Consider the following 26,982-nt stretch of genomic DNA (forward strand, 5'->3'; position numbering starts at 1 on the left):
AACGATTATAACTTAACTTTTGCATAATTTTATCCTGGTTGTTTAAAAATGAGTAAGGATAATATGCATGAACGCTCAGTGACTAGATACAAATAAATAATCAGGAATAGCACGTAAAAGGCTATTAGCTTAGAGGAGTGATACAAAAATGAAAGCAGTTGTGATTAATCAATATGGAAGTAAAGAAGAGTTAATTGAGCAGGAAGTGAATAAACCGAGGGCAGAAGCCAATCAAGTGGTTGTAAAATTAGAGGCTACATCCATTAATCCAATCGATTGGAAATTAAGAGAGGGTTACTTAAAAGAAATGTATGATTGGGAATTTCCTATTATCTTAGGCTGGGATGTAGCCGGGGTCATAACTGAAATCGGTTCAAACGTTAGCAAATGGAAAGTTGGAGATCGAGTATTCAGTCGTCCCGATACAACACGTTTCGGTTCGTATGCTGAATATACAGCAGTTGATGAGCACCTTCTGGCAAAACTACCTGATTCAATCTCATATGAGGAGGCTGCGGCTGTACCTTTGGCTGGTTTAACAGCATGGCAGGTACTGTTTACTCATGGCGATCTAAAAGAAGGTGAAACCGTACTTATTCACGCTGGAGCTGGTGGTGTAGGTATGTATGCCATTCAATTAGCAAAACATGCCGGCGCTCATGTTATTACAACAGCAAGTGAAAAAAATCATGAACTTCTTTATTCGTTAGGTGCTGATCAGGTCATTGATTACAAAAAGGAAAATTTTGAAGAAATTCTAAAAGATATAGATTTAGTGTTTGACACGATGGGTGGAGAAGTAGCTGAGAATAGCTATAAGGTGCTTAAGCCAAATACCGGAAGACTGATTACCATTGTTGGTGAACCCAATCATGATACTGCTAAGTCTCACAATGTATTAGCAAAGGGGATATGGCTACAGCCAGATGGTGATCAATTGCAGAGAATGGCAGATCTGATGGAAGAGAACAAGATAAAGTCAATTGTAGGGGCAACATTCCCGTTTAGTAGGCAGGGGATTTATGATGCACATGCTTTGAGTGAAACTCACCACGCTGTAGGTAAGATTGTCATTACATTTTAAAAAAGAAGACTGGGAAAAACCGCTAAACGTTAAAATAGGCAACTGTCGAGGGACAAAAACATATTCCCATTAAGTCGCTATCTTAGCGGCTTTTTTATATTATCAGTACAAGTTCGTGTCCCGAGCCAAGGACAAGAACTTGTACCGATTACGATTTAAGAGATTTATGTAAGCAAACTTTGCGTCTCTTTAATAAAAGCGGCGATAGCAGGAGAGATCGCTCCCAGAGAGGGACTGCTAATCCTATGACACGGTTAATGGAAGGGGGTAACGGTTTTACCAGGATATTAGCTGGCACAGCCGGTAGTATCATCGAAGAAAATAGTATGGCTAACGCCCGATTGGCTGGTATTTTTCATTTTACACTCGAAGGGCAATTCATTATCATGGATTCTATAGAGCAGATGGAGGTGGGTCACGACGATGATAAATTTGCGAGTCGTTCATTTTATACTGACAGGTTTCTCCATTCAAGTTGGAGAATTCGCGCATGTAACCCTTGAAGATTATTTGCGCCTGACCGAGAATTGGGAGGATGTTCATGATTGAACTGATCAGACACGTTATGGAAGACATGAACAAGCAGCTTGACCGTATCGAGAAGAGTTTGAACTTGCTGAATGATGAACTCATTTGGATAAGAATAAAGGGCTCCATGAATAGCGTCGGTAATCTTTGTTTGCATTTGGCAGGTAACGAATATCAGAATTTCGTTAGCGCGATCGGCAACAGACCGTTCATCCGGACGCGAACCCTTGAATTCACGAAGGACGGGGGAATATCGAGAGAAAAGCTGATTCTTCTTCTTCGGGAAACCAGAAAGGAATCGGAAAATGTTTTAGCTGCGTTATCAAACGACGATTTGTCCCGAGAGGTTATCATTCGCTATGACCGTGAGGATTGGAATCGAATGCACCGAACGAATAGGTGTACTGAAGAAACCTACGATACAAGAGTAATCGGTCGTCTGCTTATCCAGGTATCGGCACACTACGGATATCACGCAGGACAGATCGTTGTGCTTGCCAAGATGCTGCAAGATACGCAAGAACATGTCACGGGTCAGTACCATTGAGGAGGGCATAGATGGTCATGATCAGACTTGAACCGTTCAAACATCCCGATTCGACAAGGCTGGTTCTAACGAACTGGAAGTCGAGAAAACGGAGGATAAGCTTCTGACGAAAGTCCACGCCAACGTGAATCCAATGCTGATGTCCCATGCGATCGCCAACCTTGTGGACAATGCCATCAAATATTCAGGCAGTCCATCGCTAATCGAATTGAAGTTGGAACATACGACAAGCGAGATAGTTATACGGATACGTGATCAAGGTATCGGTATCGTGGGCGATGAGCTGGAGAGAGTGCAGGAACGTTTTTACCGGGCGAAAAATGCAAGCACAGCGAACGGTTCAGGTCGATGTAAAAGAACGAATACCCTTTAAAGTCGCTATTTTAGCGGCTTTTTTTGTTGTAAAAAAAGATACAAGTGCTTTCCAGAGTCAATTAGTTCCCTTTAATGAAAAAATAAAAGCACAACATTAATGGATACAAATATGCGGCACAGAGAAGCGGATGACCAAACCGTTGAAATTGTCGGTCTATAGGAGTGAGAGAAGGATTAGGATATAAGGAATGCAAATTTCTCTCCTGTTCCTAAAACGTAAAGAAAGCGGGGTGAAATAAATGGCCATTTTATCAACTGGACCGATTGAGAATAATCCGGTCAGTGGTGTAAGACCAACACAACAGCTGACTATTAATATTGATAATAGAAATTTGGTTACGAATGCAATTGTTTTGATTCAGGGTTATTACCTAAACGGAACCAGAACGGAATATATACTCGAATTAATTAGCGTAAATCCAAATCAAGCCATAAAAAAAGATTATTTTGCAAACCTAGACGTATTTGAATTTGTCTTTACAACGAGCGGTTTAGCAGAACAACAAGTAGAAATTTCAGTTTGGGGAAAAAACTCCATGGGACAGCTCGTAACGCCTCACCGTATTGTATCTTCAGAATTGTTAGAAGACAATGGAGCCACGGGAATCACAGGCTCAACCGGCGCAACTGGGGCCACGGGCGTAACTGGAGCTACAGGGAATACAGGCCCCGATGGAGGTGCAACTGGAGCCACGGGCGTAACCGGAGCCACAGGCATCTCAGGCGCAACCGGCGAGACTGGTGCTACCGGCGTAACGGGAGCCACGGGCATCACTGGCGTAACCGGCGAGACTGGTGCTACCGGCGCAACCGGAGCCACAGGCATCACGGGCGTAACCGGCGAGACTGGTGCTACCGGCGCAACCGGAGCCACAGGCATCACGGGCGTAACCGGCGAGACTGGTGCTACCGGCGTAACGGGAGCCACGGGCATCACGGGCGTAACCGGCGAGACTGGTGCTACCGGCGTAACGGGAGCCACGGGCATCACGGGCGTAACCGGCGAGACCGGTGCAACCGGCGTAACCGGAGCCACAGGCATCACGGGTGCAACCGGGGAGACTGGTGCAACGGGGGTAACTGGAGCCACGGGAATCACGGGTGCAACCGGGGAGACAGGCGCAACGGGCGTAACCGGAGCCACGGGAATCACGGGTGCAACCGGGGAGACTGGTGCAACGGGGGTAACTGGGGCCACAGGCATCACGGGTGCAACCGGGGAAACTGGTGCAACCGGCGTAACCGGCGTAACGGGAGCCACGGGCATCACTGGCGTAACCGGGGTAACTGGTGCAACGGGGGTAACTGGAGCGACAGGCATCACGGGCGTAACCGGCGAGACTGGGGCCACGGGTGCAACCGGAGCCACAGGCATCTCAGGCGCAACGGGCGTATCTGGGGCCACGGGGATCTCAGGTGCGACTGGGCAAACAGGCACAAGTGGGGCAACAGGTGCAACGGGCTCAACTGGGGCAACAGGGAGCACAGGTGCAACCGGGGCAAATGCCACAATACAAAATGGATTATTTAATGTTAGCGTACCTTCTGTTGCAAATGCGACAGCTATTTCGTATACGACTGTATTTATTAATGGCACTAACATATTGCATCCTACAAGTACAACCTTTGTACTGGCAATAGGCCACATTTATTTGGTTTCGTATACGTTTAGAGCAACGAGTTCTGTAGTTGGGAACGTTACGGTCACACCAAGAACTAACCTCGTATTTCAAAGTCGGTTTTCAGGGAGAGCAGTTACAGGAACTTTAGATGCGAATGTAAGTGTATCGGGTACGTTTTTAGCTGATGCTACTTCAACTGCGCTTACAATCGATTTTCTTTATAATGGATCGGCAACAGCTACACTTACAGATGGTTCTGTTTCGATTATTCAGGTTCAGTAACGGAGTGGAAGATTAGATCCTAAATTTTGTTAGTTTAAAACCAAAGGGGTGGAGGTGGATGAATATTTCTGCCTCTAATCATTTGGAAAAAAAGGAGAATAAAATTTTATGGCTATTTTATCAACCGGACCGATTGAGAATAATCCGGTCAGTGGTGTAAGGCCAACGCAGCAACTGACAATTAAAATGGATAATCGAGATTTAATCAATAGTGCCGATATCTTGATTCAAGGATATTATCTAGACGGAGCCCGAATGTTGTACGTACACGAACTCATTAATGTGAATCCAAATGAAGTGATAACGAAGAATTATGATGGGAACTTTAATGCTTTTGAATTTGTCTTTACAACGAGCGGTTTAGCAGAAGATCAGATGGGAATCTCGGTTTGGGGAAAAAATGTAGAAGGGCAACTTGTAATTCCCCATCGCATTGTATCTTCAGAATTGCTAGGCGCAAATGAAGTAACAGGACCCCCAGGAACAACGGGAGCTACAGGAGCCATAGGACCCACTGGGACTACAGGAGTCACAGGAGCGACGGGAGCCCCAGGTACGATTGAGCCTAATGCGACCATCGTGGGAGTAGGACCCAATGTTAGCTCTCAATTTAACGAATTAAGAACCAACGAAAAAACGCCGATTATTGAGTTGACTTCTGTATATGGCTTATCCAACCTAAGAGACATTGTTTTAACATTGGGCGATGCTACAGTGGGAAGTAATAATACGGAATTTCAATTAACTACAACTATATCCGGATCTGACATTGCTATTCTTCAAAGCTCGGAGAGAGGAAGGTATGAATCAGGTTTAGCGGGAGAAATAGGAATAGGAGTTCGATTGCCGGCTCCACCGACAGGGGCCCAAGTGGTCAGATGGGGCGCTTTTGACGATCAGAACGGCTTATTCTTTGGGCAGAGCGTAGTGAATGGAATATTTGTAGCGATCAGAAGAGCAGGTGTTGACACTATTATTCCTCAAGCATCTTGGAATGTGGATAAATTAGATGGAACAGGTCCGAGTGGCGCAACGCTTAGTTTATCTACAGGGAATATATTTCAAATCGTATTTACATGGTACGGGTATGGAGTAATCGAATTTAGAGTCGTCATCCCTGATCCTTCAACTTTAGCACAAGAAGTAATTATCGTTCATCGCTTTTCTCCCAATGGGCAAACCAGTCTGGCCGATCCTAATCTTCCGCTACGTGCGGAAATCTTTAATAATGGCACAGAATCAGAACTCAATTTATTCGTTGGAGGAAGACAATACAGTATATTGGGTAAATATAATCCCGTTTTCAGGGTTACTTCCGAAAGGAGAACTGTAACAGCAACAGGGTCACTCACACCAATTTTGTCTTTCCAGAGAAAGACATCCTTCCCGCCAGGTTCAGGTAGGGCAAATTCAGTGAGTGTCAAATTAGAAAGTATTGATCTTATAACTACAGATGATATTTATTATCAGATCATATTAGGCGGAACGATTAATGGAGGCTTCGTAAACTTTCCAACAGCAACGACTAATATTCCAACTTCGGAAACAGCTCTTCTAATTAACAACACACTAACGACAATTGCGGATGGTCAAGTCCTATTACAAGGCTTAGTAGCCGGAGTTGCGGGAAGTGTCAGAATATCAGCTTCAGCTTCATTATTGGATTTCCAATTACCTGACTCTGAAATTGTGACTTTAGCCGTAGCGAATTTAAGCGGGGGGACTAATCCTGTTACGGCCACCTTCAGTCTTACTGAAGAATGGTAAAAAGTAATAGGAGAAGGAGGGAATTCACTTTTCCCTTCCTGCGAAGGAGGAACTAACTTGTCGGATATTATAATCTCAAATGTGGGTCCCAATATAAGTTCGCAATACGATGAGCTAATTGTATCGGAAAAAACCCCAATTGTGGAGTTAACATCTGCATATGGTCTATCCATTCTAAGAGATTCCGTTACAACCATTGGGGATGGTACGGTTACCAATGATGCAACGGAATTTAATCTAAGCAATACCACTAACGGAATAGATTCAGCCATTCTAGAAAGTGTATTACGAGGTAGATACGAGCCAGGATTCGCAGGAGAAGCCGGAATCGGCGTTCGAATACCTATGCTGCCGATAGGTAATCAGATTGGAAGATGGGGATTCTTTGACGATCAGAACGGGGCTTTTTTTGGAGTGGATAGCACAAATGTATTCGTGGCCATACGGCGAGGAGGCTCCGATACAACTTTTCCTCAAAGTTCATGGAATGTGGACCCATTGGATGGTACTGGATTAAGCGGAGCGACACTAAATCTATCTAAAGGGAATATATTTCAAATCGTATTTACTTGGTATGGGTATGGAGTAATCGAATTTAGAGTGGTCATTCCTAATCCGTCGACTTTAGCTCAAGAGGTAATTACCGTCCACCGATTCTCCCCAACAGGTCAAACGAGTTTTATTGACCCCAATCTTCCCATAAGAGCACAAATTGATAATAACGGAACTGCCGAAACCTATACCCTTTTTGTTGGAGGAAGACAATATAGTATTATCGGAAAATATAATCCCACCTTTAGAGTCACTTCGGAAAGGAGGAGGGTTACCAATCTCACATCAGCACTAACACCCGTACTATCATTTACAAGAAAAGCAATCTTCCCTTCGGGATCAGCTAGAACGAACTCTGTTCAGGTGGATCTAGAAGAAATAAACATTATCTCATCCGTAGATCTTAGTTATCAAGTACTTGTGGGTGGAATTCTCGATGGAGCATTTATTAATTATCCAACAGCTACAACGATCATTCCCGATAGTGAAACAGCTTTGTTGGTAAACAATTCGTCTACAACAATTACCGGAGGAGAAGTAGTGTTTCAAGGTGTTACAGGAGGCGGAACAGGTGTTGCCAGAATATTAGCTTCATCAGAACTATTGGACTTCACGCTTCCTGAAAATCAGGTCGTAACATTAGCTGTATCAAATATTGGTGGGGCAGGCTCAAATATAGTTGATGTGGTATTTAGAGTTGCTGAGAGCTGGTAAAACCTCAGGTCATAATGATGCACAATAGATGTTGGGAAGGGGTAAGAGAGAATGATTTTATCCACCGGACCGATAGAAAATAATCCTGTAGATAATGTAAGACCGACACAACAGTTGACGATCAAAATAGATAATCGCAACTTAGTCGATGGCTCGAATATCCTGATTCAAGGTTATTATTTGAATGGAACAAGAACACTATATGTACTTGAGTTAGTTTCTATAAATCCTAATCAAGTCCTAACCAAAAATTATTATGCAGATTTTAATTCTTTTGAATTTGTCTTTACAACGAGCGGTTTAGCAGAACAACAAGTTCAAATTTCAGTTTGGGGTAAGGATGCCGCCGGACAACTTGTCTCAGCTCATCGCTTAGTATCTTCTGAACAACATGACGAAACATAAGAAGCAAGATAAACGGCGGGCTTGAATTAGATAAAACAAACTAGTCAAAGCACTTTAGAAAAGAAATGAAGAGGATGGTGGATGTGTCTTTTGGCTCAGGGGATGATAACCGCCAAAAACCAATCTTCCGAAAACACGACAATGGATGAAATCAGTACAAAAATAAAAAAAGGACCGTAAGTGTTCATCTTCCATCGATGAATGCTTTAGGTCCTTTTATGTTTATCCCATACTAATGAACGACGGGATCGGTTTCCGCCTCTCTATGTTAACGTCTTCGGAAGGCTCCGCAAAACCCGCAATAATGTTCCCAAGTACACCGCCCGGTACGTCCCGCCCAATCAAGTTGCCGCTTAACCAGCCAATAAGTCCACCAACAATGAGTACCCAAAGCAGATCCATGGATTGTTCTCCTTTCTTCGAGTTTATTACAAGTTATGTTGGGCTGAGTGGAATATACCTCACCTTCCAGTTGGTGGAGGAATCTAAAGTGTCTGTGCTAAGATGGGTTAATAGTTGATTGAAGCTGGTGAAAACAAGGCTAGATAGGGGTGTACAGTTGAAGAAAATCCTAGTCATTGATGATGAAATCGCAATTCGAGATTTAATTGAGCTGGTGCTAAGGCGAGAAAACTACGATGTGCAGACCGCAGAGGACGGCAAAACGGGCTTGCAGCTGCTCGACTCTTTTCAACCCGATATAGTGGTGCTTGATTTAATGCTGCCTGACTGCTCCGGATATGACCTGTGCAAGGAAATCACCGGGAAACGTGCCGTTCCTGTGATCATGCTCTCTGCCAAGAACGAGGTAATCGACAAGGTGTTGGGACTAGAGCTAGGGGCGGAAGATTACATGACCAAACCCTTTGACAACCGTGAATTGCTCGCACGGATCAAGGTCATTCTGAGAAGAAACGAGAGCAAGGAGGAATCAAGTGAAGGAACAGAAGTGAAATCTACACGCATCATTCATGAAGAGCTGACATTTGATCTGGAAAGCCGCAGGGTGCTAAAAAACGATGTACCCGTGTCTTTAACGGCCAAAGAGTTTAAAATTCTGGAAACGTTACTCAGAAGGCCAGACAAAATCTTTACCCGGGATGAACTGCTGCAGATCGGATGGGGATATGATTTTATGGGAGACAGTCGCAGTGTAGATATGACCATCATGCGATTACGGAAGAAGCTGGAGGATAACGCCGACGAACCGAAGTATGTCAGGACGATCTATGGATTTGGCTATCAACTTGGAGGTGGCGAGGCCTGAAGTATGCAACCCGGTTACTGCTGAATTATTTATTTTTCTCCGTGCTGTCCTTTGGCATCATCATTTTTGCGGTGAATAAAGCCATCGATTACTACAGCTTCATTACCATTGAGAAACAGATGATGGAGAAAGCGGATCTGTCCGAGTTGTCCTTCCGTGAGGTGTTATCACAGCATAGGTCATCTTCAGGAGACCCCCAGACCAAGGAAATTGTCAGACTTGCTCTAGAGAAGCTGAAAGCTTCGGGCAAGGAAGTACGTATCTATGACAGCTCCAAGCAGTTGCTGGGCTTGGCTGCGGATGGCATCATCATTAATGATGGCAAACCTCTTATTTTTGAAAAGAATATTGAGAAAGCACTGAGCGGCAGTTATGCCTACACCGTAACGGAAGATCATCTGCTTTATTTTGCGACTCCCATTCAGGATCAATTCTACGAAAACGCTTATGTGTATGAGTTCGTGGAGGACATTTCCTACTTTTATGCGATTATGGATCAAATCCGTTATATTCTGTTTGCGGGTGCAGGCGGATTTATTGTGCTGATTACCTTATCCAGCCTGTGGATTGCCCGCAACACAACCAAGCCGATTAAACTGTTGCTTAGCGCTGCGCAAAGTTTCTCTAGACAGGAGTTTCGGAGAGTTCATCTCAACCGGAAGGATGAACTGGGCATGCTGGCAGATGGACTGGATTCCATGGGGCGGCAGCTTCATGATTACATTCAGTACCAGAAACAATTTGTCTCCAACGTATCTCACGAGTTAAAAACACCCTTGGCAGCCATTCGTGGTTTCTCTCAGTACTTGGTTGAAGGGGAGAACGAGGACAAGGAGTTGCAAAAAATCTATGCTCACCTGCTGCAGGAATCAGATCGGCTGACACGTTTGATTAATGAACTGTTGTTGTTATCCCGATTCGACAAGGCTGGTTCTAACGAACTGGAAGTCGAGAAAACGGAGATGAACGAACTGATTCAGCAAGTTGCAATGAGTATGGGTGCCAAGGCTAAGGATAAAGGGATAGAGATCAGAGTTAGTCAGGCGGAGGAAGAACCGGATGATGAGGGTAAAACAAGAGTTTACGCCAACGTGAATCCAATGCTGATGTCCCATGCAATCGCCAACGTTGTGGACAATGCCATCAAATATTCCGGCAGTCCATCGCTGATCGAATTAAATTTGGAACATACGCCAAGCGAGGTAGTTATACGGATACGTGATCAAGGTATCGGTATCTCGGGCGAGGAGCTGGAGCGAGTGCAGGAACGTTTTTACCGGGCCAAAAATGCTAGCACAGCGAACGGTTCAGGTCTTGGGCTTTCTATTTGCAAGGAGATTGTCGAGCGGTTTAATGGTTATATTGACATGGAAAGTCAAATCGGGGAAGGAACAACCGTTACGATTGTGTTGCCCCGTGCGGAAACACGCGGGTAAATAATTAACGTTACAAGATTGGTACATTTCTGTTATGAGACTAACAAATGTTTTATTTATAATCACTTCATAAGAACAAATCACACATTTATGGAGGGATCATGATGAAATTGATAAACAAAGCAACAGGTGTTATCGTACTAGGTGCTCTACTAACGGTGGCATTAGCGGGCTGTCAGTCCAATGATGCTACGCCCCCAGCAACCGGACAGAACACAGCGAATGAACAGAGCAAAGGCGAAGGAGCAACCAATTCTCCTGCGCCTGCTTCCGAAAGTTCGGAAGAAAAGGGTACTGAAGCTATTAAAGAAGGTTCGATGGAGAAGGAAGGTAATGTGGTGCTGAAGGAGCTTGCTTTTGTCTATAATGAGCACACCATTGCGATTTCGGATACAGCGAATGAAGATCAGATGGAACAGATGCTGGGCAAACCGGATAACCTGAAATCTCATACGTACAGTGCCGACGATGGAACCAACATGGATACGTTAATCGGTTTTACAGAAAAGGTCTATACGTATCCTGGTCTGGAGATTAAAACAATCAGTATACCAGAGGGAAAACAAGACTCCATCTTTCATATCGAAATCACAGATCCTAAGTACGCGACAGTGCGAAACATTAAAGCAGGAGATAGCCTGGATACACTCAAAAACGCCTACCCTGAGGGGAAACTGCTTGGTGATGGAGCCCCTAATGAGGAGGATGACTTCCGTTACGAGCCATCCAATTATGTGGATGTGATGTCGTTCCATATCAAGGATGCCAAGGTGGAGAGCATTCAGATCTACAGCCTTTTGGACTAATATTTAGGAATCGATGTTGGTAAGCCATTCATACGATTCACCTTTAATACCTGATAAAAATGAAAAGTTAACCCTCATACTCCTGAAAAGGAGCATTGAGGGTTAACGTAGTTTTAGGACTTTTAAATTAAGCGCTGCTTGGGCAAATGCAGAATAACGTTGAATTGATCACCATGAATTTCGATTTTGATCTCCCCGCCGTGCAGCTCAACGATACTTTTCACAATGGACAGCCCTAGGCCGGAGCCTTCTGTCTGGCGGGATTCATCTGCTCTTTTGAAACGTTCGAACAACTCTTCCGCAGCAAAATCAATCTCATAAGCAGCAGTATTTTGAATTTTGAATAGCACCAGATCATCAGACTCGTCCAAATAAATATAGATTCTGGTTCCCGGAAGCGAATATTTCTGCGCGTTACCAATTAAATTTTCGAATACACGCCAAATTTTATTGCCGTCCAAATGTGCATGGATCGGGAATTTCGCAATCCTCTCCCGAATCACAGGCGACGCTTGTCCCATACTGGTGTTGGACTCGGCAATCGCCTGTGTCAACAATGTCGCGACATCGACGTACTCAATATCCAGCTCTACTGTACCGCTGGCCATCTTTGAGATTTCGAACAGGTCTTCAATCAACAGCTTCATCCGTAGCGCCTTCCGGTCCAGGGTTTCAATATAGGATCGGGTGGTCTCTGTAGACAGATTTTCTTTTTTTAATAAATCAACATAGTTGATAATAGAAGTAAGTGGGGTCTTCAAATCATGCGATACGTTGGTAATCAGCTCTGTTTTTAACCGTTCGCTCTTCATCTGATTCTCCAGCGCGCTTTGATACCCGGCTTTCATATTGTTAATATAGCCAGCAAGCTTGGATAGATCATCCTTGCCGGTATCCTGAATTGTGTTCTGAATGTTCCCTTCGGCAATCTCTTTGCTCCCGTTGATAATGGCGAGGAATCTTCTAAGCTTGGAAAGTATATATGGAACCAAGAACAACACGTAGAGCAACAAATAAAGTAGAAGCCACCCCTGTCCGTAATATGTGACTGCCTGCCAAATACAAATGCCGGCCATCGCGGTTAGCAAAAGCATCATGATGAGGCCAAACGTTAGTCTCCAGTTTTGTAAACTGGCTCTAAGACCGGTTCTCCAAATATGAAAGTAATCCATCAGCAGACTGCCATGCCAGAAGGAACGACTATTATGGGGTGCCTTAAAATAAAGAAACAGTCTGCTTGCCAGCAGGCAAAGAATAATAATGGCAAGCAGTGCCTGGATGTAACTTGAAGTTGAATAGCTCAGACTCAACCCCGTGTATGAATACCTGTTTATGAGTACGAGGCTCCATAAAATCGCGGCGACAATGATGACAATAAGGTCAATTGGAACCTTCCGATCGGCTTTATTTTTTCTCGATTTTGTATCCAATTCCCCATACCACCTTTAAATATTTTGGGTCTTTGGGATTGATTTCAATTTTTTCACGAATGTTTCTCACATGTACGGCAACCGTATTCTCTGAAGTGAAGATCAGTTCATTCCACACGCGCTCATAAATCTCTTCGATTGAGAAAACTCTGCCCTTGTTCTCCATCAGCAGCTCCAAAATTTTGTATTCTTTCGGGGTCAATCTGACGTCCTCTCCATCTATCTCAACAGTCTTCGAGCTTTTGTTCAGCACGAGTCCTCTTACTTGAATGAGCTCATCCCCGTTTGACTGGAAGGAACCTAAATTCGTAAACCGGCGCAGCTGAGATCGGACTCTAGCGATCAGCTCTAGAGGATTGAACGGTTTCGTAATATAGTCATCAGCCCCAACGTTGAGTCCCAAAATCTTGTCGCTATCTTCTGACTTGGCGGAAAGCATAATGATCGGTATATTTTTGTTTTCACGAATTTTAAATGTCGTTTTAATTCCATCGAGCTGTGGCATCATGTTGTCCATGATAATAAGATGAATGGTTTTTTGTTCAAGAATTTCCAGCGCCTCCAATCCGTTAGAGGCAGTTAATACATCCACATCTTCGCTTTTCAAATAAATAACGAGCGCTTCTCGAATTTCCGGTTCATCGTCTACAACAAGAATGTTATTTATAGCCATTATTTCTCACCTTCATCACGATATTTCTTATATTTACTAATCCGGAACTCATGTATTCCGAAAATTCAACATGGCCTGGGGGAGCGTCTGCAAGCATCAGCTCCGCTGGTGATTCTTCCTGATCCGTGTAAAATCCATGCACCCCGAACCTGGACAGAATCTGCATAACCGGTCTGCTGTTGACGGTGTGAACATAGCTTTTTACCCCAAACTTATGTAGTGTTGGAACTAAATTGGGGTTTAGATACACACGGTATACAGGCATGGCAACCGCTGTCAGTTGTTTGTCCCTTACGAATTCTACAATACTTTCGGCGGAGGCGCCAGTTTTGTAAAGTGAATATATTTTGTTTGGAAAGGGGTGGATTCCCATAACCGTGTCATACATTTCCGGGCTGAAAATTTCAGGTATAATCCGGTTGAGCAGTGCAGGATCCGTACGTTGAACCTCATTGACTAGATGCGCAAACTGCTGCTGAATTTGCTCTTTGCTGCCTGCTTTCGTATCCACAATTAAGTCAAAATCAGGATATTGCTGCATCAGCTGCAGTATGTCCGGCAGTGTAAGAGGGTGGAATCTTCCCATAATAAGCGAGTTTTCAAACTGAAGCGTTGTTACGTTTCGTCCGCGATGAGCGGCCAAATCCGGCTGTAGCTTCTGCGACCAATCATGTCTGGCTACAAGTTTCCCGTCCGTCGTCTGCACCAGATCAACCTCGAACAAACGGTACCCTCTATTGTAATTGGTTATAAACGCCTCATAAGAATTGGTGTAGCTAGCCCCGTTAACTCCACCAAATGCATGTGCAATAAGCCTATTCTCCTGCCAGCCGCTGGTGCCAAATGTAGAGTCCGGCTGATTCTGACCTGTCCTAACAAGCCCCCAGTTGAACCAGATCATTCCTGCCGTAATGACTATGAGTAAGGTTAACATCATCGTTTTCTTCATTCGTTGTGCTCCTTCGTTATCCCGATGTAAGACATACTACAGGACGCAAATGAAGAAGGAGTCGTATAAAAACGAAGGAATTTATGAAGTTTTTACATTTCACTACCAAACGAGATTTCTTCACTGAAGAGAAGACATTCACAGTCACAACTTTCCGCCTAGTCACGCCCACCGTATGCACTGTTCAATGACCCCGAATGAAATGAAATTGGTACTTCAGAGTTTAAGAAGAGTTTTTTTGGTAATCAACAAGTATTAACAGATCTGAATTTTCAATTTGAAAAGGATAAATTTATGGCCTTACCGCTGGCAATACTACCAACTCTCTGAACACCGATGCAAACATCACGATGTTAAATAATTATTATCGCTTGTTTGATGCATCTCGCACTGACGATCGGGCTATGAAGGACTTGTTATCCCTGTTCACGCAGAATGCTGAAATTGTTTCAAACGGTAGCAGTCGTACAGGATTCGAGGTGGTTATTAAGACTTTTTATGAATACAATAAAGACATTAAACATATGTGGGATGCATGGGTTCTTCAGCCCGACGGCAGTTATCGAACTAACTGGGCAGTATGCGGGCAAGCAGTAGATGGCACGGTGTATGCGAAGGCGGGTATAGATATTATGCGTGTGAACGAGTCAGGGCAGATCGTGTATCTGAAGAACGTGCAGACGACTGAAGATGCTTACAATGAATATAACTCGTAAGATGAATATAGGTGGTTGTTACTTCATAGGCCTCTGGTAAGCAACCATTGCTAGTTTGCTACATAGTAACCCATTTTTTTGATCAGTAGACATAATTTTATCGACTTATATTTTAGATTCACAGCATCTGTGGCCTTCAACCGAACTATCCTAAAACTAAAGAAACCGATGGGACTTTACATAAGTAAAATGCCCATCGGTTTTTATTTTATCTCAACAATAAGATACCTTCTTATTCTGGTGGTGAAAATAGGTCAGGCTGGATAACTTGGCTAGGTACGTCGCGTAGAGTGAGCTTCATGCTAGTCTAACATGATTTTCTCGTTAACCATTTGATAGTAATACTCATCCATCTGTCCTGCCGTAACATCTTCTTCAAGATGATATATCCACCACGTGACAAGTAAACTAATGACCCCTGAATGATATTCGGCTAAGAGTTCTATGGGGGGTGAAAATGGTTTACCTCTTCTTTTTAGTTCCAGAAAATCTCTTCTGGATATATCTCCGATATAGTTTTTGAAAAAGTCAGTAAATCCCTTGTCATTCTTCTGGTTTTGAACAATCGGCTCCAGTAAATTCTCCAACATGAATCTAGATAGGCTTTGCAAGGGCTGCCGAAGCCGATCTTCTATACTCATTTGTAAATAATCCTGAAGAACCCACGTGAGGGTAGCGGATAACAGCGCAAATTTATCCTCAAAATGTTTGTAAAACGTTGTACGGTGAACCATCGCTTTATCACATATCTCATTAATCGTGATATTGCTGAATAGTTTGCCTTGCTCAGATAACAGATCTCTAAAGGCCGTAATTAACAATTTATGAGTCCTGGCAACTCTTAAATCAAGCTTTTTTTCATTGATTTTCATCTACACCACTTCCATATCGTAGTTTAACTATATGCCATCGCTATATTGATTCTTACTATAAAAGAAATTTTGATTATATATTGGTATTATAAGTAATATTTTGATTGATCTACAAGTGTAGATTAAAATCTAATTTCTAGAAAGGATGAATCTTCGGTGTCTGACATGAAAAAAGCTGTGGTGATCGGAGCAGGGATTGCTGGATTAATTACTGCAAGAATGTTAGCTGATTATTATGAGGAAATATGTGTGATTGAGAGGGATGAATTCCCTTCGGAGCCAAATAACCGACAGGGTGTGCCTCAATCTTTTCATCCACACCGTGTACAACCACGCGGCGCGCTAATTATGGAACATTATTTCCCAGGATACAATGACGAATTGATAGCATTGGGAGCGATCTCTTCACACGATGAGAAGCTTATAGTTACTAATCGATACGGTACATTAGTTAACAAAGAGGATCCTTCTTCATTAAAAATTGCATCGTGCAGCAGAGCTTTGCTGGAATGGGTGCTGCGCAAACGAATCCAAAATATCCCTCATATAAGCTTCTTAACAAGTATGGAAGTTACCGGACTCATCGTATCTGAAGACCAGCATGCTGTTACAGGCATTTATACCAAAGAAAGAAGCGGTGAAAAAAGGGAAGACCAACTTCCAGCGGATATGGTTATTGATGCCTCAGGACGTTCTTCCAAATTGATTAGGTGGCTTGATAAAATAAGGTTGAATGTGCCAGAACCAGAAGTGCTAAAGGTATCTCTTGGTTATAGCACTCGTTATTACAAAATAAAATCCTCTATTCCAAATGAATTCGTGATGTCTGATTCAGATCCTGAGCAAGGTATTCGTGCAGGCATATTTACGCGCATTGAGGATGATATCGCTGGACTCATTCTTTTCAATGCTGGAGGAGAGGAGTATCCTTCAACTCAGCCAGAGGAGTTTCAAGAACAACTCAAGCATCTATTTGCTTCAGATAAAATTGTGGAGTTGATGGAACGGTTGGAGCCTGTGCAAGGGCCGCGCGGATATCGTATATCCGAGTCTATTCGTCAGCATTTTGAACTCATGGAAGATTGGCCCTCTGGTTTACTCGTCCTTGGTGATGCATTTTGCAGCTTTGATCCAATTCATGGACAAGGCATCACCGTTGCTGCGATCGAAGCTGAGACTATAGGAAAATGTTTGGAAGCACAGCGCTTGCATCCCGATCCGCAGTTTGAACGGAACGTATTGCTGCGTATGCAGCAGGCCATCGATCCGGCTTGGTGGCTTAGTTCCGTGGCTGACCTGCGTTGGAGAGGGGTAGAACATGGTGGGCCTTATGAACTGAAAGGAGTGGATTTTGCTCAGAAATATATCAACTTATTTACGAAGAAAGCGATGAAAAAAGCGGATCAGGAAAAAGATAACCATCTCTTTTTTATGCAATTCCTGATGAATGCTTTGATCCTTCCTCCAAGTGAATATTTCAAAGCGGATGTCCTGGACATGATTTTGAACGACAATGGTTCAGAAGAAGAAATGGAATTAAGAGCAGCGCTTCGTATCCAGGATCCGGAATTGTACCAGCAAAAATTAGATGAGGTAATTCCATTATTCCAACTGGACTATGATGAAGAGATTAAGAAACTGCTGGAAACTCTTCAGCCTGCGATGAGCTAATAAAACAACTTAAAAGCTGTGTGTAGGGGTGAGTACAACCACCACAACTAATAGTCGAGAAACCCAGGTGATTCATAGACCTTGGGTTTCTTTCATGTTTGAATGAGGACGTACAATTGAATAACGAGGTGACGGTGCTCGCAAGTGAGGAGGCTGCACCCTGTTTGACCGGAGCCATTCCGCTTATTAAAAGTAAAGTTACCCTCGAGCTAGCATGCAGCAACCCTTTGAAACACTGTGTTACTTTTATGTTACAAATGTGAATCTGTGATACCTTGAACTAAATACGAAATAACATATATTTTATGAATTAATCTATGTAGCATAAGTTGTGCAAACAAATACATGATAAAAAAACCGATAAAGCGGGATTCGTTTTTTATCCAGATCAGCTGAAGGTTTAAAAGAAAGGTGGGCTTACTAAATGAGTCAAACATTTCAATTTCCTAATGGTTTTTTGTGGGGCGGTTCCGTCTCTGCGAACCAAATTGAGGGTGCATATCTAGAGGACGGGAAAGGACTATCCATTTCGGATATCATGCCGCACGGCATTCAGACACCTCCAACAACAGAACCAACAGAGGAGAATATGAAGTTAATCGCAATTGACTTCTATCATCGATACAAGGAGGACATTAAACTCCTTGCCGAAATGGGTTTCAAAGTTTTCCGCACGTCTATCGCCTGGTCCAGAATCTTCCCCAAAGGGGATGAACTTGAGCCAAACGAAAAAGGCCTCCAATTTTACGACAACCTTTTTGACGAGTGCCGGAAATACGGAATTGAACCTCTAGTTACGATCTCTCATTATGAGACTCCTCTACATCTCGTTAGGGAATATGATGGCTGGGCGAATCGAAAAATGATCGGTTTCTATGAACGGTATGTGCGAGCCATTTTCGACAGATATAAAGACAAAGTGAAGTATTGGCTTACATTTAACGAGATTAATTCTATTCTGGAACACCCATTTGTGGGCGGCGGGATTAACACGCATGCGGATCAACTTAGCAAACAGGATCTGTACCAAGCGGTTCACCACGAGTTTGTTGCAAGTGCTCTGGCGGTTAAAATAGGGCATGAAATTAACCCTGATTTCAAAATTGGTTGTATGGTCATTGCTATGCCGATTTACCCATTGACTCCTGACCCTAATGATATGATCAAAGTGATGGAAGCTGATCATAAGAATACAGGTTTCACGGATGTCCATGTGCGTGGTTACTACCCAGGCTACATGAAACGTTATTTGAAAGATAACGGGATTACTATTCATTTTGAACCTGGCGACGAAGAAATATTGAAAAACACCGTTGACTTTATTTCCTTTAGCTACTATCAAAGTTGTTGTGAAACGGCTGATCCTGCCAAGCAAATTAAAGGAGAAGGAAACCTGATTGGTGGTGTCCCAAATCCGCTCTTGGCCGCGAGTGATTGGGGTTGGCAGATCGACCCCCAAGGCTTAAGGTACATCATGAATGCGATGTATGATCGTTATCAGAAACCATTATTCATCGTTGAAAATGGATTAGGAGCCGTAGATGAACTGATCACGGACGAGCATGGCCACAAAACAGTTATTGATGATTATCGCATCAATTATTTGAAGGAGCACTTGCTTCAAGTCGCTGAAGCCATCCAAGATGGTGTTGAATTAATGGGCTATGCAACATGGGGTTGTATTGACTTGGTTAGTGCAACAACTGCAGAAATGAAAAAACGGTACGGATTCATCTATGTGGATCGTCATGATGATGGTTCAGGAACATTGGAACGCTATCGTAAGAAGTCCTTCCACTGGTATAAGGATGTCATTCAGAGCAACGGGATCAGCTTGTTTCGTGAATAGCGACAGCTGCTGATGTTGGAAATACGTTTATTACAGATTAGCGTACAGGCCTACAGAATAAATTAAGAAAGGGCCGCCAGTCAGCGGCTCTTTCTTAGTTTAATATTGATATTTGAACGATTAGGGAGCAGAATATGAGAAAAAAAATGTTTTTAATAATTGCATTATTTGTTGCTACATTGAATTTGCGCCCAGCTATTAATTCTATATCTCCGCTGCTAGATACGATTCGGGAAGATCTGGGGATGAGCGCTGCACTAGCCAGTTTGCTAACTTCTATACCTGTACTGTGTATGGGCGTATTTTCACCTTTTGCCGTCAAAGCAAGTGGGAAATGGGGAATAGAACGAATTATTGGATATTCCCTGATTGTGGTGGGAATCGGAATAGCCACTCGGCTATTTACACAGTCTACGTTCGTTTTACTTTTATCTGCATTAATCGTAGGTATCGGGATCGCTTCGATTGGCCCGTTAACTTCAGGTTTTATTAAAAAATATTTTCCCGATCATGTTCCATCTATGATTGCACTCTATAGTATTGCAATCACTGTAGGGGCTGCGGTCAGTTCAATGGTATCCATTCCTTTAGAAGCATACTTCAATTCTTGGCAGATAGCAGTAGGAGGGTGGGCAGTAATTGCCTTTGTAGCAGCGATCATTTGGTGGATCATGGTGAAGCCGCGATCTGAATCTGCTCATGTGAGTGAACGAAAAGAACGTCCGCAAATTAAACTTCCCTGGGGAAATAGAAGCGCATGGACGCTTACGCTTTCATTTGGATTAATGGCTATGTTGTTTTATTCTTTTACAGCGTGGCTCCCGTTAATGATTCAGGAAATGGGGTATAGCAAATCCTATGCAACGCTTTGTCTGACCATATTTGTTGTCATCCAAATCCCAATTAGTTTTGTACTTCCTGTATTATTGAAGAACTTTCCTTCAAGAAGAGTATGGATGGTTGGTGAATCTCTGTTCATGATTGTTGGTTTGATTTTATTGATGATGAATTTCATACCGATGGTTTCCGTTGTACTCTTTGGAGTTGGAGCAGGGGGCTTGTTCACTTTAAACCTGATGTTACCGATTGATTCTACAACCAATGTGAACGATGCAACTTCCTGGTCAGCGATGCAGCAATCTGCCGGGTATGTTATTGGAGCGATGGGTCCAATATTGCTGGGTTGGATTCATGATGCTTCCAATAGTTTCACACCTGCTATGATTGGAATGATTGTGATCATCATTCTAATGATTATGACGCAAATTGCAGCAACACGAGGAAAAAAAGTAATGGAAAGCGTCTAACGTAGTCCTCCCATAGAGAGTCATTAAGACTGAAAAGAGAGCCTAGAGGGCTCTCTTTCTGGTGCGTGTTTATAAAAAGATCGAGTTCTCTCTCATAGCTCTAATTCTGTATTTACCATTTCTTTGAAAACCTCTCGTCCCAGCCATTCTAAAAGGAACGCAACAGGAACCTGAGTGGTGATGTTAGTGGATTCATAATACTCTTCTTTTACATAATAAGGGATATTCACATCTGATATTTTAGCCATGGTGGATTGGCGATTGTTTGTTATCGCCACAATTTTATTTTGCTCCTGCTTGATCCGTTGGAGATAAGGTAGAACATACGGGTTTTCACCTCGCGTAGATAATGCAATCGTAACGCTGTCTTTTTGCATTTTGATATGAACAGGATAATGAGGATCTTTTATGTACACGGAGCATATCCCTAGATTTGAGAAAAATCGGGCTCCATACTCACCCATTATTCCGGAGCTCCCGATACCAATAAAAATGACGCTACTGGCTTTAGCAATTAATTTTGCTGCCGTTTGAATTTTTTCCTCCAATTCAGGAGATTGAGAACGTTCAAAAAACTCATACACAGCATGATGTGGACTTTTTAACTCCTGCTTCGTTAGTTTACCCTTTTGGGAAATGAGCATCTTAAGTTTTACTTTAAATTCCGAAAATCCCTCACATTGATTCTTTCTGCAAAATCGCATAATGGTGGCTGTAGATACATGAGTTTCATCGGCCAGCTCTCTAATCCGCATGTACGCCACTTTTTCCATGTTCTGAGAAATATAGTTATATAAAGATAATTCCAATTCATTATAGGATGAGATTTGTTCACTGGTGAACATGGATATGCACTCCCTTAGACCATAATAAAAATAATAGGTAACCTGCTTAGGCAGTATACATTACCTGTATTCAAAAAACAACACGTTACATTTTTGTTACAAAAATCATTTCGTGTCAAAGGAAACTAAACACTTAAACAATATATATTTTCTTCTCTGTTCTGAGTAACATGACGTTATAACATATGTTTCGCACTTCCATTATAACTGGCTAACGCGTCCATGGTCAGAGAACGAAGGTGGCAACGAATAAACCAACCTACCCTTAACTAGTTCCAGTTTCAAGCTTGTTGAGCTTCCTTAGTCTGCTTAAGAATGTCACAATAGCTGTCATATGAAAACATAATGAGTTTGTTTTGCCATCCTCAAAATTTTAGCTTTACTACCTTAATATACGTCGAAGGAGCCTTACATCATGGATAAACAACAATTGTCCAAAGATATCCTCAAACTGGTTGGTGGGGAAGAGAATATCGATCAAGTTACGCACTGTATGACTCGACTCAGATTCAATCTAAACGATAACAATCTAGCAGACAGAACGACGTTAAAAAACACACCTGGCGTTATGGGTGTAACGGAAAACGGTGGACAGTTTCAGGTGATTATTGGCAGTGAAGTTTCCGAAGTGTACAAAGCACTAGTGAACAATATGAGCATGAAGCCTAACGCAGAGAGTGCTCCAAAAGGCGGAAAGAAACAAAGGAATCCGATCAGCGCATTATTTGATTTCATATCGGGCATGTTCACGCCAATCCTGCCAGCAATTGCTGGCGCAGGTATGATCAAAGGGATCGTGTCCATTCTGGTGGCTCTTGGTTGGATGACGAATACAAGTTCAACCTATATCATTTTGTCTGCGGTTGGCGATGGCGCATTCTACTTCCTGCCCATTATTCTGGCCATTAGTGCTGCGAAGAAAATGGGGAGCAATGTTTATGTAGGTGCTGCACTAGCGGCTGGTCTCATGCATCCAACCATTACAGCGTTGCTTCAAGAGGGTAATACTTCGTTTGCAGGCATTACGGTTATTGCCACATCCTATGCATCATCGGTTATTCCCATCGTCATTGCAATCTGGATCGCTGCTTACGTGGAGAGAGCGATTGACCGCATCACTCATTCTTCACTGAAACTGATTGTTGTACCAACTGTTACGTTACTCATCATGGTACCACTAACCTTGATCGCGATCGGGCCACTGGGTGGCATTATTGGAAACGGTTTATCTGGGGGTATCAGATGGTTATTTGATAACGCATCCATTTTGGCAAGTATCTTGATTGGTGGCACAATGTCTGTGCTGATTATTACAGGCATGCATTATGCACTGTTGCCGCTTGCAGTTGGTTCGATTGCAACACTTGGTTACGATTTTATCGTTCCGTTAATGTTCGCAGCTAATATGGCCCAGGGTGGTGCTGCATTTGGTGTGGGCTTCAAGTCTAAAAACACCCAAACCAAATCACTTTCATATTCTACAGGACTGACCGCTCTTATGGGAATTACGGAGCCTGCCATGTACGGAATTAACATGAAATTCAAAAAACCATTTATTGCAGCGCTCATTGGGGGCGCAGTCGCTGGGGCGTTTCTGGGAGCCTTTTCGGTTAAAGCCTATTTCATTAGCACTGTAGGTCTTCCGGGAGCTGCCTCATATGTCGGTCCAGACATTAGCAACCTGCTCTTTGCACTGATTGCTGCTTTCATTGCATTCGTTGTAGCTAGCGTAATTACTTATTTTCTGGGCTTCCAGGAAGAGGTACCTGCACTATCAGCAACGTCTGCAACTATACCTGCAGTAGCTGAAGACACTAAATTACAGGATGAACAAATATTCAGCCCTATGAGTGGGGAAGTTAAGCCACTTAGCCTAGTTCCAGATCCTGCTTTTTCAGAAGAAATGATGGGTAAAGGATTTGCCATTCAACCTTCAGAAGGACGTGCAGTTTCCCCAGTTAACGGCACAGTATTCTCTGTTTCTAAGAGTGGTCACGCTATTGGTCTCGTAAGTGATCTTGGCGCAGAGATGCTGATTCACATCGGGATTGATACGGTAAAGCTGAAAGGCCAATTTTTCTCGCCCAAGATTCAGGCAGGAGCAAAAGTATCCGTAGGTGATCTATTGATGGAATTTGACCGTGAAGAGATCGAAAAAGCGGGTTACAATATGATTACCCCGGTCATTATTACGAACATGGTTCAATATACCGATGTCCAATCGGCTGGGCGTACCACAATTAATGAAAAAGAATTGATGTACACAGTCAAAGCCTAATTTGATGTTATTAATAGCGGCAGTGATTCCAAGTTATTTCTGGAACGCTGCCGTTTTTAAATAAAATAAAACACTGCGTTACTTTTGAGTAACAAATGTGATCTCATGTTAATTCAAACTAAAATGCCAAAATGTATATATTTATTTGAATAATAAAAGTAACATAAGTTTTGCAAAACAAAATTTATTACAGACCGATAAGTAGGAATACTCTGAATATGGAGAAATCTCTTACGGAGTTAACACTGAAAGGTGGAACACACAAATGAGTCTAACCATTCGATTAGCGGATGTTTTAATGTGGGAAGGTCTTTAGCTACTAATTCAATAGAAGGGTCTTATATAGAAAATGGTTTTGTCCCAGATGAGTGAATGTAAAATATTTATTTTAGTGAATAGTTAATTAATCTATTTTTCTAGAAATACAGAAATAAGAAGGTGCAATTGTTGAAAAATATGTGGAAAATATATTTATTAGCTGTAATTAGTTTTCTTAATGGCGCATCAGAATATGTTATTGCCGGGATCCTAGACAAAATTGCTGAATCTAGCAACATTTCAGTTTCTTCTGCTGGACAGCTAATTACAGTGTTCTCTATAGCATTTGGCGTAGGTACTCCTTTTTTAATTGCTTTCACATCTAAATTAGATCGAAAAAAACTCTTAGTTTATGCATTAACTGTATTCTCTGTTATTAACATTTTAATTGCAACGATAACAGGATATGAGATGCTTATCGTAGCTAGAATTATTTCAGCACTTAGTGCCGGTGTTATTCAGGTTACGCTCCTTACTCTTGCTGCGGTTTTGGCTGCTCCAGGAAAGCAAGGCAGTTCAATTGCTACTGTTATTATGGGAAATAGTACGGCATTAGTTATCGGTGTACCCATAGGCAGGGTTGTAGCTTCCCATTATGATTGGAACATCATATTTATTGGTCTTGGAGTAATAGGACTTATTCTCTTATTCCTAGCGCTGCTGATCATACCCAAAGTAGTTGCTGAAGAAGTTGTTCCTTTGCGTGATCAGTTTAAATTCATCATGCAACCGCGTATCGCAGCAGCGTTACTGATTACGTTCGTGTGGTTAGGCTCATATTCCATTTTATTTACGTACATTTCACCGTATCTCCTTGATATATTTAGCATGAGTGATCAAGGTGTAACGGTAGCCCTGTTTATATTTGGTATCGCTAGTGCTATTGGTTCCAAAATAGGAGGACTCAGTACAGATAAATGGGGTACATTCCGTACCCTAGCTGGTGGAATGATACTCCACGCCACTGCATTACTGTTGTTCCCGTTTATAGGCCAATCCATATTTCTTCTATATATATTACTTATTTTCTGGGCAATAGCAGCCTGGTCCTCAGGTACGCCGATCCAATTTCAGCTTATAAGTCTCGCTCCCGCTGCTTCAGGCATTGTACTTAGTTTGCATAGCGCGATTGGACAAGTTGGAATGGCTGCCGGAGCTGGTATCGGGGGTATTGCTGTCAACCACAGTTTGTTGAACTACATCCCATGGATCGGCGCGCTTGCCCTTGTGATTGGCATCGTAACAACGTTGCTTGATAACTCTCTATCTAAAAGAAAACAAACGAAAAAATCTTTGCAATAAATAAACACTTGTATCATCTTCGTTTGTTACATGCCTCTTAACGATGTATAAAACCTTCTATAACAATAAGAAAGCAGCTGACCCAAGTGATCAGCTGCTTTCTTTGTTTTATGATTCATAACTCATTAACCCAATGATAGTAGGTCCAACTGCACCAAAGTTTGATGTGATGGGATTAAGTTCACAGCGAATGAAGCTGTAGACACGATCTCGTCAAGCTTATTGACGGTTTCCGCATACATTTATGTACCGATTGAGGCGAGTACTAACCTCCAAGCCTTGTTACACCACAACTAACAGTACGATAATTCCGAGAAAAATCAGCCAGCATACGGGGTGACCGAAATTTAATCCCCAGCCGACTCCAAACCTTTTCTCGACGATTAGGTTTGAATCCTTGCGATTGAAATAAATCATACCTAATAGCCATTTATCATCATCATGGACAGGTCTGGAATTGGAGCGATCTGCCGATTGCTCCAATCGGCTTCCGCCCTGACCAGCCCAGAACGATAAGGCTAAGGCGTATAGGATGATAAAGGCTATTATGATTAGGACAATGGGAATAGCGAAATTGATGTTAAGCAGAGATATCATATTTAGTTGCACGACGGACAACAGGATAACTACTAAGAAGCTTGCTGTAATCATAAAACCTGACCAAGTACGGCGGAAAGTTACGTCTTGTCTGATGGAACGGTTCGGATCAGTGGGTTGAACCTGCTGCTTCACTCTGCGAATACTCCAATTCTCAAATATGAACACAAGTAATAAGAACACTTGCATTATCGTAGGCATAAACACAGAACTATAAGATTTAGCTGCATAGCCGTCTACGTTCCAACTGCTGTTGTAATGGATCGGAATCTGGTCAGGAATTAGTTCGTAGTTGAGTAACACAGTTACAATACCAACAACAATAATGAAAACATGGATGAGGAACCACTTACTAGACAAGCTAATGTTTCTTTTCCGAAAACCAGTGTCCACTGCCATGATCGATGTTTCAAGAGCAATAGGCAGCATAGGTAGTAAACTTTTCATTTTGAAATGATAGCTAATGTTTATGACTAGGGAGATTACGACCATGGCGAGTGAATAAGTGACAATGATCCAACTTTGTTGCTTGGAATGTTCATCACCGTATATTAGGCAGATGATACAAACAATGAATAGGATGGTATGCAAGGTAGCACTAATCCTAACATATAACTTCCGCATCTGGCGCAGAGGTTCGCTGTGAAATTGTACAGCGCTGACGGTGACCCCAAAACTAATCGTCTCTCTTGTTAAATAAGGCATGCTTACCATGAGTACAATGGTAGGTACAAATACAAAGATCATTACTATAACAGGCATTATCGTCATATCATTCTCCCCCTCTTAT

23 protein-coding genes and 1 pseudogene are annotated in these 26,982 nt (G+C 42.6%); 17 read left to right on the forward strand and 7 right to left on the reverse strand.

Annotated features, from left to right (window positions below; translation table 11 throughout):
- Positions 1-148: 148 nt before the first annotated feature.
- The 8 genes from V6668_RS16345 to V6668_RS16380 all read left to right on the forward strand — a co-directional run bounded on the left by V6668_RS16345 (position 149) and on the right by V6668_RS16380 (position 7,876).
- Positions 149-1,084 (forward strand): NADP-dependent oxidoreductase, encoded by a 936-nt coding sequence (locus V6668_RS16345; RefSeq protein WP_338706129.1) that lies wholly within the window; start codon positions 149-151, stop codon positions 1,082-1,084.
- A 423-nt stretch (positions 1,085-1,507) separates the two neighbouring features.
- A complete protein-coding gene (locus V6668_RS16350) occupies positions 1,508-1,633 on the forward strand; it encodes a hypothetical protein (RefSeq protein ID WP_256721207.1) in 126 nt (41 codons plus the stop codon).
- On the forward strand, positions 1,626-2,159 hold the full coding sequence (locus V6668_RS16355) for a DUF1572 family protein (protein ID WP_338706132.1): 534 nt from the start codon (positions 1,626-1,628) through the stop codon (positions 2,157-2,159). Before V6668_RS16350 ends, V6668_RS16355 begins: the two co-directional genes overlap by 8 nt.
- A 133-nt stretch (positions 2,160-2,292) precedes the next feature.
- Entirely contained in the window at positions 2,293-2,532 is a 240-nt protein-coding gene (locus tag V6668_RS16360; protein WP_338708962.1) for a sensor histidine kinase, read from the forward strand.
- A gap of 538 nt (positions 2,533-3,070) precedes the next feature.
- The gene (locus tag V6668_RS16365; protein ID WP_422395284.1) at positions 3,071-4,438 is read left to right on the forward strand and encodes a beta strand repeat-containing protein; all 1,368 of its coding nucleotides are present in this window, start codon (positions 3,071-3,073) and stop codon (positions 4,436-4,438) included.
- Positions 4,439-4,546: 108 nt separating this feature from the next.
- Positions 4,547-6,205, forward strand: a complete 1,659-nt coding sequence (locus V6668_RS16370; protein WP_338706135.1) for a hypothetical protein — start codon at positions 4,547-4,549, stop codon at positions 6,203-6,205.
- Positions 6,206-6,262: 57 nt separating this feature from the next.
- The gene (locus V6668_RS16375; protein ID WP_100527550.1) at positions 6,263-7,471 is read left to right on the forward strand and encodes a hypothetical protein; all 1,209 of its coding nucleotides are present in this window, start codon (positions 6,263-6,265) and stop codon (positions 7,469-7,471) included.
- A gap of 51 nt (positions 7,472-7,522) precedes the next feature.
- Positions 7,523-7,876: a hypothetical protein gene (locus tag V6668_RS16380; RefSeq protein WP_076250592.1), complete on the forward strand. Its 354-nt coding sequence runs from the start codon at positions 7,523-7,525 to the stop codon at positions 7,874-7,876.
- Positions 7,877-8,167: 291 nt separating this feature from the next.
- Here the strand turns inward: V6668_RS16380 and V6668_RS16385 are convergent.
- Positions 8,168-8,278, reverse strand: a pseudogene (locus V6668_RS16385) (GlsB/YeaQ/YmgE family stress response membrane protein); the annotation flags it as partial.
- 157 nt (positions 8,279-8,435) lie between these two features.
- On the opposite strand from V6668_RS16385, the gene V6668_RS16390 reads away from it, so the two are divergent.
- From V6668_RS16390 to V6668_RS16400, 3 genes are all read left to right on the forward strand, one after another.
- Positions 8,436-9,143 carry a response regulator transcription factor gene (locus V6668_RS16390; protein ID WP_338706139.1) on the forward strand — a complete coding sequence of 236 codons (708 nt, stop codon included), beginning with the start codon at positions 8,436-8,438 and terminating at the stop codon, positions 9,141-9,143.
- A gap of 71 nt (positions 9,144-9,214) precedes the next feature.
- Entirely contained in the window at positions 9,215-10,579 is a 1,365-nt protein-coding gene (locus V6668_RS16395; protein WP_338706141.1) for a HAMP domain-containing sensor histidine kinase, read from the forward strand.
- Positions 10,580-10,680: 101 nt separating this feature from the next.
- Positions 10,681-11,385: a hypothetical protein gene (locus V6668_RS16400; RefSeq protein WP_338706142.1), complete on the forward strand. Its 705-nt coding sequence runs from the start codon at positions 10,681-10,683 to the stop codon at positions 11,383-11,385.
- A 122-nt stretch (positions 11,386-11,507) separates the two neighbouring features.
- Here the strand turns inward: V6668_RS16400 and V6668_RS16405 are convergent, their stop codons facing one another.
- The 3 genes from V6668_RS16405 to V6668_RS16415 are packed head-to-tail and all read right to left on the reverse strand — an operon-like array spanning position 11,508 to position 14,437.
- Entirely contained in the window at positions 11,508-12,815 is a 1,308-nt protein-coding gene (locus V6668_RS16405) for a HAMP domain-containing sensor histidine kinase (RefSeq protein WP_338706143.1), read from the reverse strand.
- The gene (locus V6668_RS16410; protein WP_076317761.1) at positions 12,790-13,488 is read right to left on the reverse strand and encodes a response regulator transcription factor; all 699 of its coding nucleotides are present in this window, start codon (positions 13,486-13,488) and stop codon (positions 12,790-12,792) included. The genes V6668_RS16405 and V6668_RS16410 overlap by 26 nt, the downstream gene beginning before the upstream one ends.
- Positions 13,475-14,437, reverse strand: a complete 963-nt coding sequence (locus V6668_RS16415; RefSeq protein ID WP_076317760.1) for a phosphatidylinositol-specific phospholipase C/glycerophosphodiester phosphodiesterase family protein — start codon at positions 14,435-14,437, stop codon at positions 13,475-13,477. Before V6668_RS16415 ends, V6668_RS16410 begins: the two co-directional genes overlap by 14 nt.
- 350 nt (positions 14,438-14,787) lie before the next feature.
- Between V6668_RS16415 and V6668_RS16420 the strand changes: the two genes are divergently transcribed.
- Positions 14,788-15,153 (forward strand): nuclear transport factor 2 family protein, encoded by a 366-nt coding sequence (locus tag V6668_RS16420; RefSeq protein WP_256721204.1) that lies wholly within the window; start codon positions 14,788-14,790, stop codon positions 15,151-15,153.
- A 302-nt stretch (positions 15,154-15,455) separates the two neighbouring features.
- On the opposite strand, the gene V6668_RS16425 is transcribed toward V6668_RS16420, so the two are convergent.
- Positions 15,456-16,025 carry a TetR/AcrR family transcriptional regulator gene (locus V6668_RS16425; RefSeq protein ID WP_076317758.1) on the reverse strand — a complete coding sequence of 190 codons (570 nt, stop codon included), beginning with the start codon at positions 16,023-16,025 and terminating at the stop codon, positions 15,456-15,458.
- Between the two features lie 165 nt (positions 16,026-16,190).
- Between V6668_RS16425 and V6668_RS16430 the strand changes: the two genes are divergently transcribed.
- The 3 genes from V6668_RS16430 (at position 16,191) to V6668_RS16440 (ending at position 20,852) form a co-directional block, all read left to right on the forward strand.
- Entirely contained in the window at positions 16,191-17,696 is a 1,506-nt protein-coding gene (locus V6668_RS16430) for an FAD-dependent oxidoreductase (protein ID WP_338708963.1), read from the forward strand.
- Between the two features lie 424 nt (positions 17,697-18,120).
- On the forward strand, positions 18,121-19,545 hold the full coding sequence (locus V6668_RS16435; RefSeq protein WP_338706146.1) for a 6-phospho-beta-glucosidase: 1,425 nt from the start codon (positions 18,121-18,123) through the stop codon (positions 19,543-19,545).
- 134 nt (positions 19,546-19,679) lie between these two features.
- Positions 19,680-20,852 carry a CynX/NimT family MFS transporter gene (locus tag V6668_RS16440; RefSeq protein ID WP_338706147.1) on the forward strand — a complete coding sequence of 391 codons (1,173 nt, stop codon included), beginning with the start codon at positions 19,680-19,682 and terminating at the stop codon, positions 20,850-20,852.
- Between the two features lie 92 nt (positions 20,853-20,944).
- Here V6668_RS16440 and V6668_RS16445 read toward each other — a convergent pair whose 3' ends face one another.
- Entirely contained in the window at positions 20,945-21,697 is a 753-nt protein-coding gene (locus V6668_RS16445; RefSeq protein ID WP_076250570.1) for a MurR/RpiR family transcriptional regulator, read from the reverse strand.
- Positions 21,698-22,112: 415 nt separating this feature from the next.
- Here V6668_RS16445 and V6668_RS16450 point away from each other — a divergent pair, with 415 nt between their 5' ends.
- The gene (locus tag V6668_RS16450) at positions 22,113-23,975 is read left to right on the forward strand and encodes a beta-glucoside-specific PTS transporter subunit IIABC (RefSeq protein WP_338706150.1); all 1,863 of its coding nucleotides are present in this window, start codon (positions 22,113-22,115) and stop codon (positions 23,973-23,975) included.
- A gap of 456 nt (positions 23,976-24,431) precedes the next feature.
- Positions 24,432-25,595, forward strand: coding sequence for an MFS transporter (locus V6668_RS16455; RefSeq protein ID WP_338708964.1), 1,164 nt, complete (start codon positions 24,432-24,434; stop codon positions 25,593-25,595).
- A 282-nt stretch (positions 25,596-25,877) separates the two neighbouring features.
- On the opposite strand, the gene V6668_RS16460 is transcribed toward V6668_RS16455, so the two are convergent.
- The gene (locus V6668_RS16460; protein ID WP_338706151.1) at positions 25,878-26,963 is read right to left on the reverse strand and encodes a DUF1648 domain-containing protein; all 1,086 of its coding nucleotides are present in this window, start codon (positions 26,961-26,963) and stop codon (positions 25,878-25,880) included.
- Positions 26,964-26,982 lie beyond the last annotated feature (19 nt).

It is taken from the genome of Paenibacillus amylolyticus, from assembly GCF_036894225.1.
Lineage (GTDB): Bacteria > Bacillota > Bacilli > Paenibacillales > Paenibacillaceae > Paenibacillus > Paenibacillus amylolyticus.

Bases quoted from the DNA above. Each gene is read 5' to 3' on its own strand.
- V6668_RS16345 (WP_338706129.1), top strand. From the start codon at position 149: ATGAAAGCAGTTGTGATTAATCAATATGGAAGTAAAGAAGAGTTAATT.
- V6668_RS16350 (WP_256721207.1), top strand. From the start codon at position 1,508: ATGATAAATTTGCGAGTCGTTCATTTTATACTGACAGGTTTCTCCATT.
- V6668_RS16355 (WP_338706132.1), top strand. From the start codon at position 1,626: ATGATTGAACTGATCAGACACGTTATGGAAGACATGAACAAGCAGCTT.
- V6668_RS16360 (WP_338708962.1), top strand. From the start codon at position 2,293: ATGCTGATGTCCCATGCGATCGCCAACCTTGTGGACAATGCCATCAAA.
- V6668_RS16365 (WP_422395284.1), top strand. From the start codon at position 3,071: ATGGGACAGCTCGTAACGCCTCACCGTATTGTATCTTCAGAATTGTTA.
- V6668_RS16370 (WP_338706135.1), top strand. From the start codon at position 4,547: ATGGCTATTTTATCAACCGGACCGATTGAGAATAATCCGGTCAGTGGT.
- V6668_RS16380 (WP_076250592.1), top strand. From the start codon at position 7,523: ATGATTTTATCCACCGGACCGATAGAAAATAATCCTGTAGATAATGTA.
- V6668_RS16400 (WP_338706142.1), top strand. From the start codon at position 10,681: ATGATGAAATTGATAAACAAAGCAACAGGTGTTATCGTACTAGGTGCT.
- V6668_RS16410 (WP_076317761.1), bottom strand. From the start codon at position 13,488: ATGGCTATAAATAACATTCTTGTTGTAGACGATGAACCGGAAATTCGA.
- V6668_RS16415 (WP_076317760.1), bottom strand. From the start codon at position 14,437: ATGAAGAAAACGATGATGTTAACCTTACTCATAGTCATTACGGCAGGA.
- V6668_RS16420 (WP_256721204.1), top strand. From the start codon at position 14,788: ATGTTAAATAATTATTATCGCTTGTTTGATGCATCTCGCACTGACGAT.
- V6668_RS16425 (WP_076317758.1), bottom strand. From the start codon at position 16,025: ATGAAAATCAATGAAAAAAAGCTTGATTTAAGAGTTGCCAGGACTCAT.
- V6668_RS16430 (WP_338708963.1), top strand. From the start codon at position 16,191: ATGAAAAAAGCTGTGGTGATCGGAGCAGGGATTGCTGGATTAATTACT.
- V6668_RS16435 (WP_338706146.1), top strand. From the start codon at position 18,121: ATGAGTCAAACATTTCAATTTCCTAATGGTTTTTTGTGGGGCGGTTCC.
- V6668_RS16440 (WP_338706147.1), top strand. From the start codon at position 19,680: ATGAGAAAAAAAATGTTTTTAATAATTGCATTATTTGTTGCTACATTG.
- V6668_RS16445 (WP_076250570.1), bottom strand. From the start codon at position 21,697: ATGTTCACCAGTGAACAAATCTCATCCTATAATGAATTGGAATTATCT.
- V6668_RS16450 (WP_338706150.1), top strand. From the start codon at position 22,113: ATGGATAAACAACAATTGTCCAAAGATATCCTCAAACTGGTTGGTGGG.
- V6668_RS16455 (WP_338708964.1), top strand. From the start codon at position 24,432: ATGTGGAAAATATATTTATTAGCTGTAATTAGTTTTCTTAATGGCGCA.
- V6668_RS16460 (WP_338706151.1), bottom strand. From the start codon at position 26,963: ATGACGATAATGCCTGTTATAGTAATGATCTTTGTATTTGTACCTACC.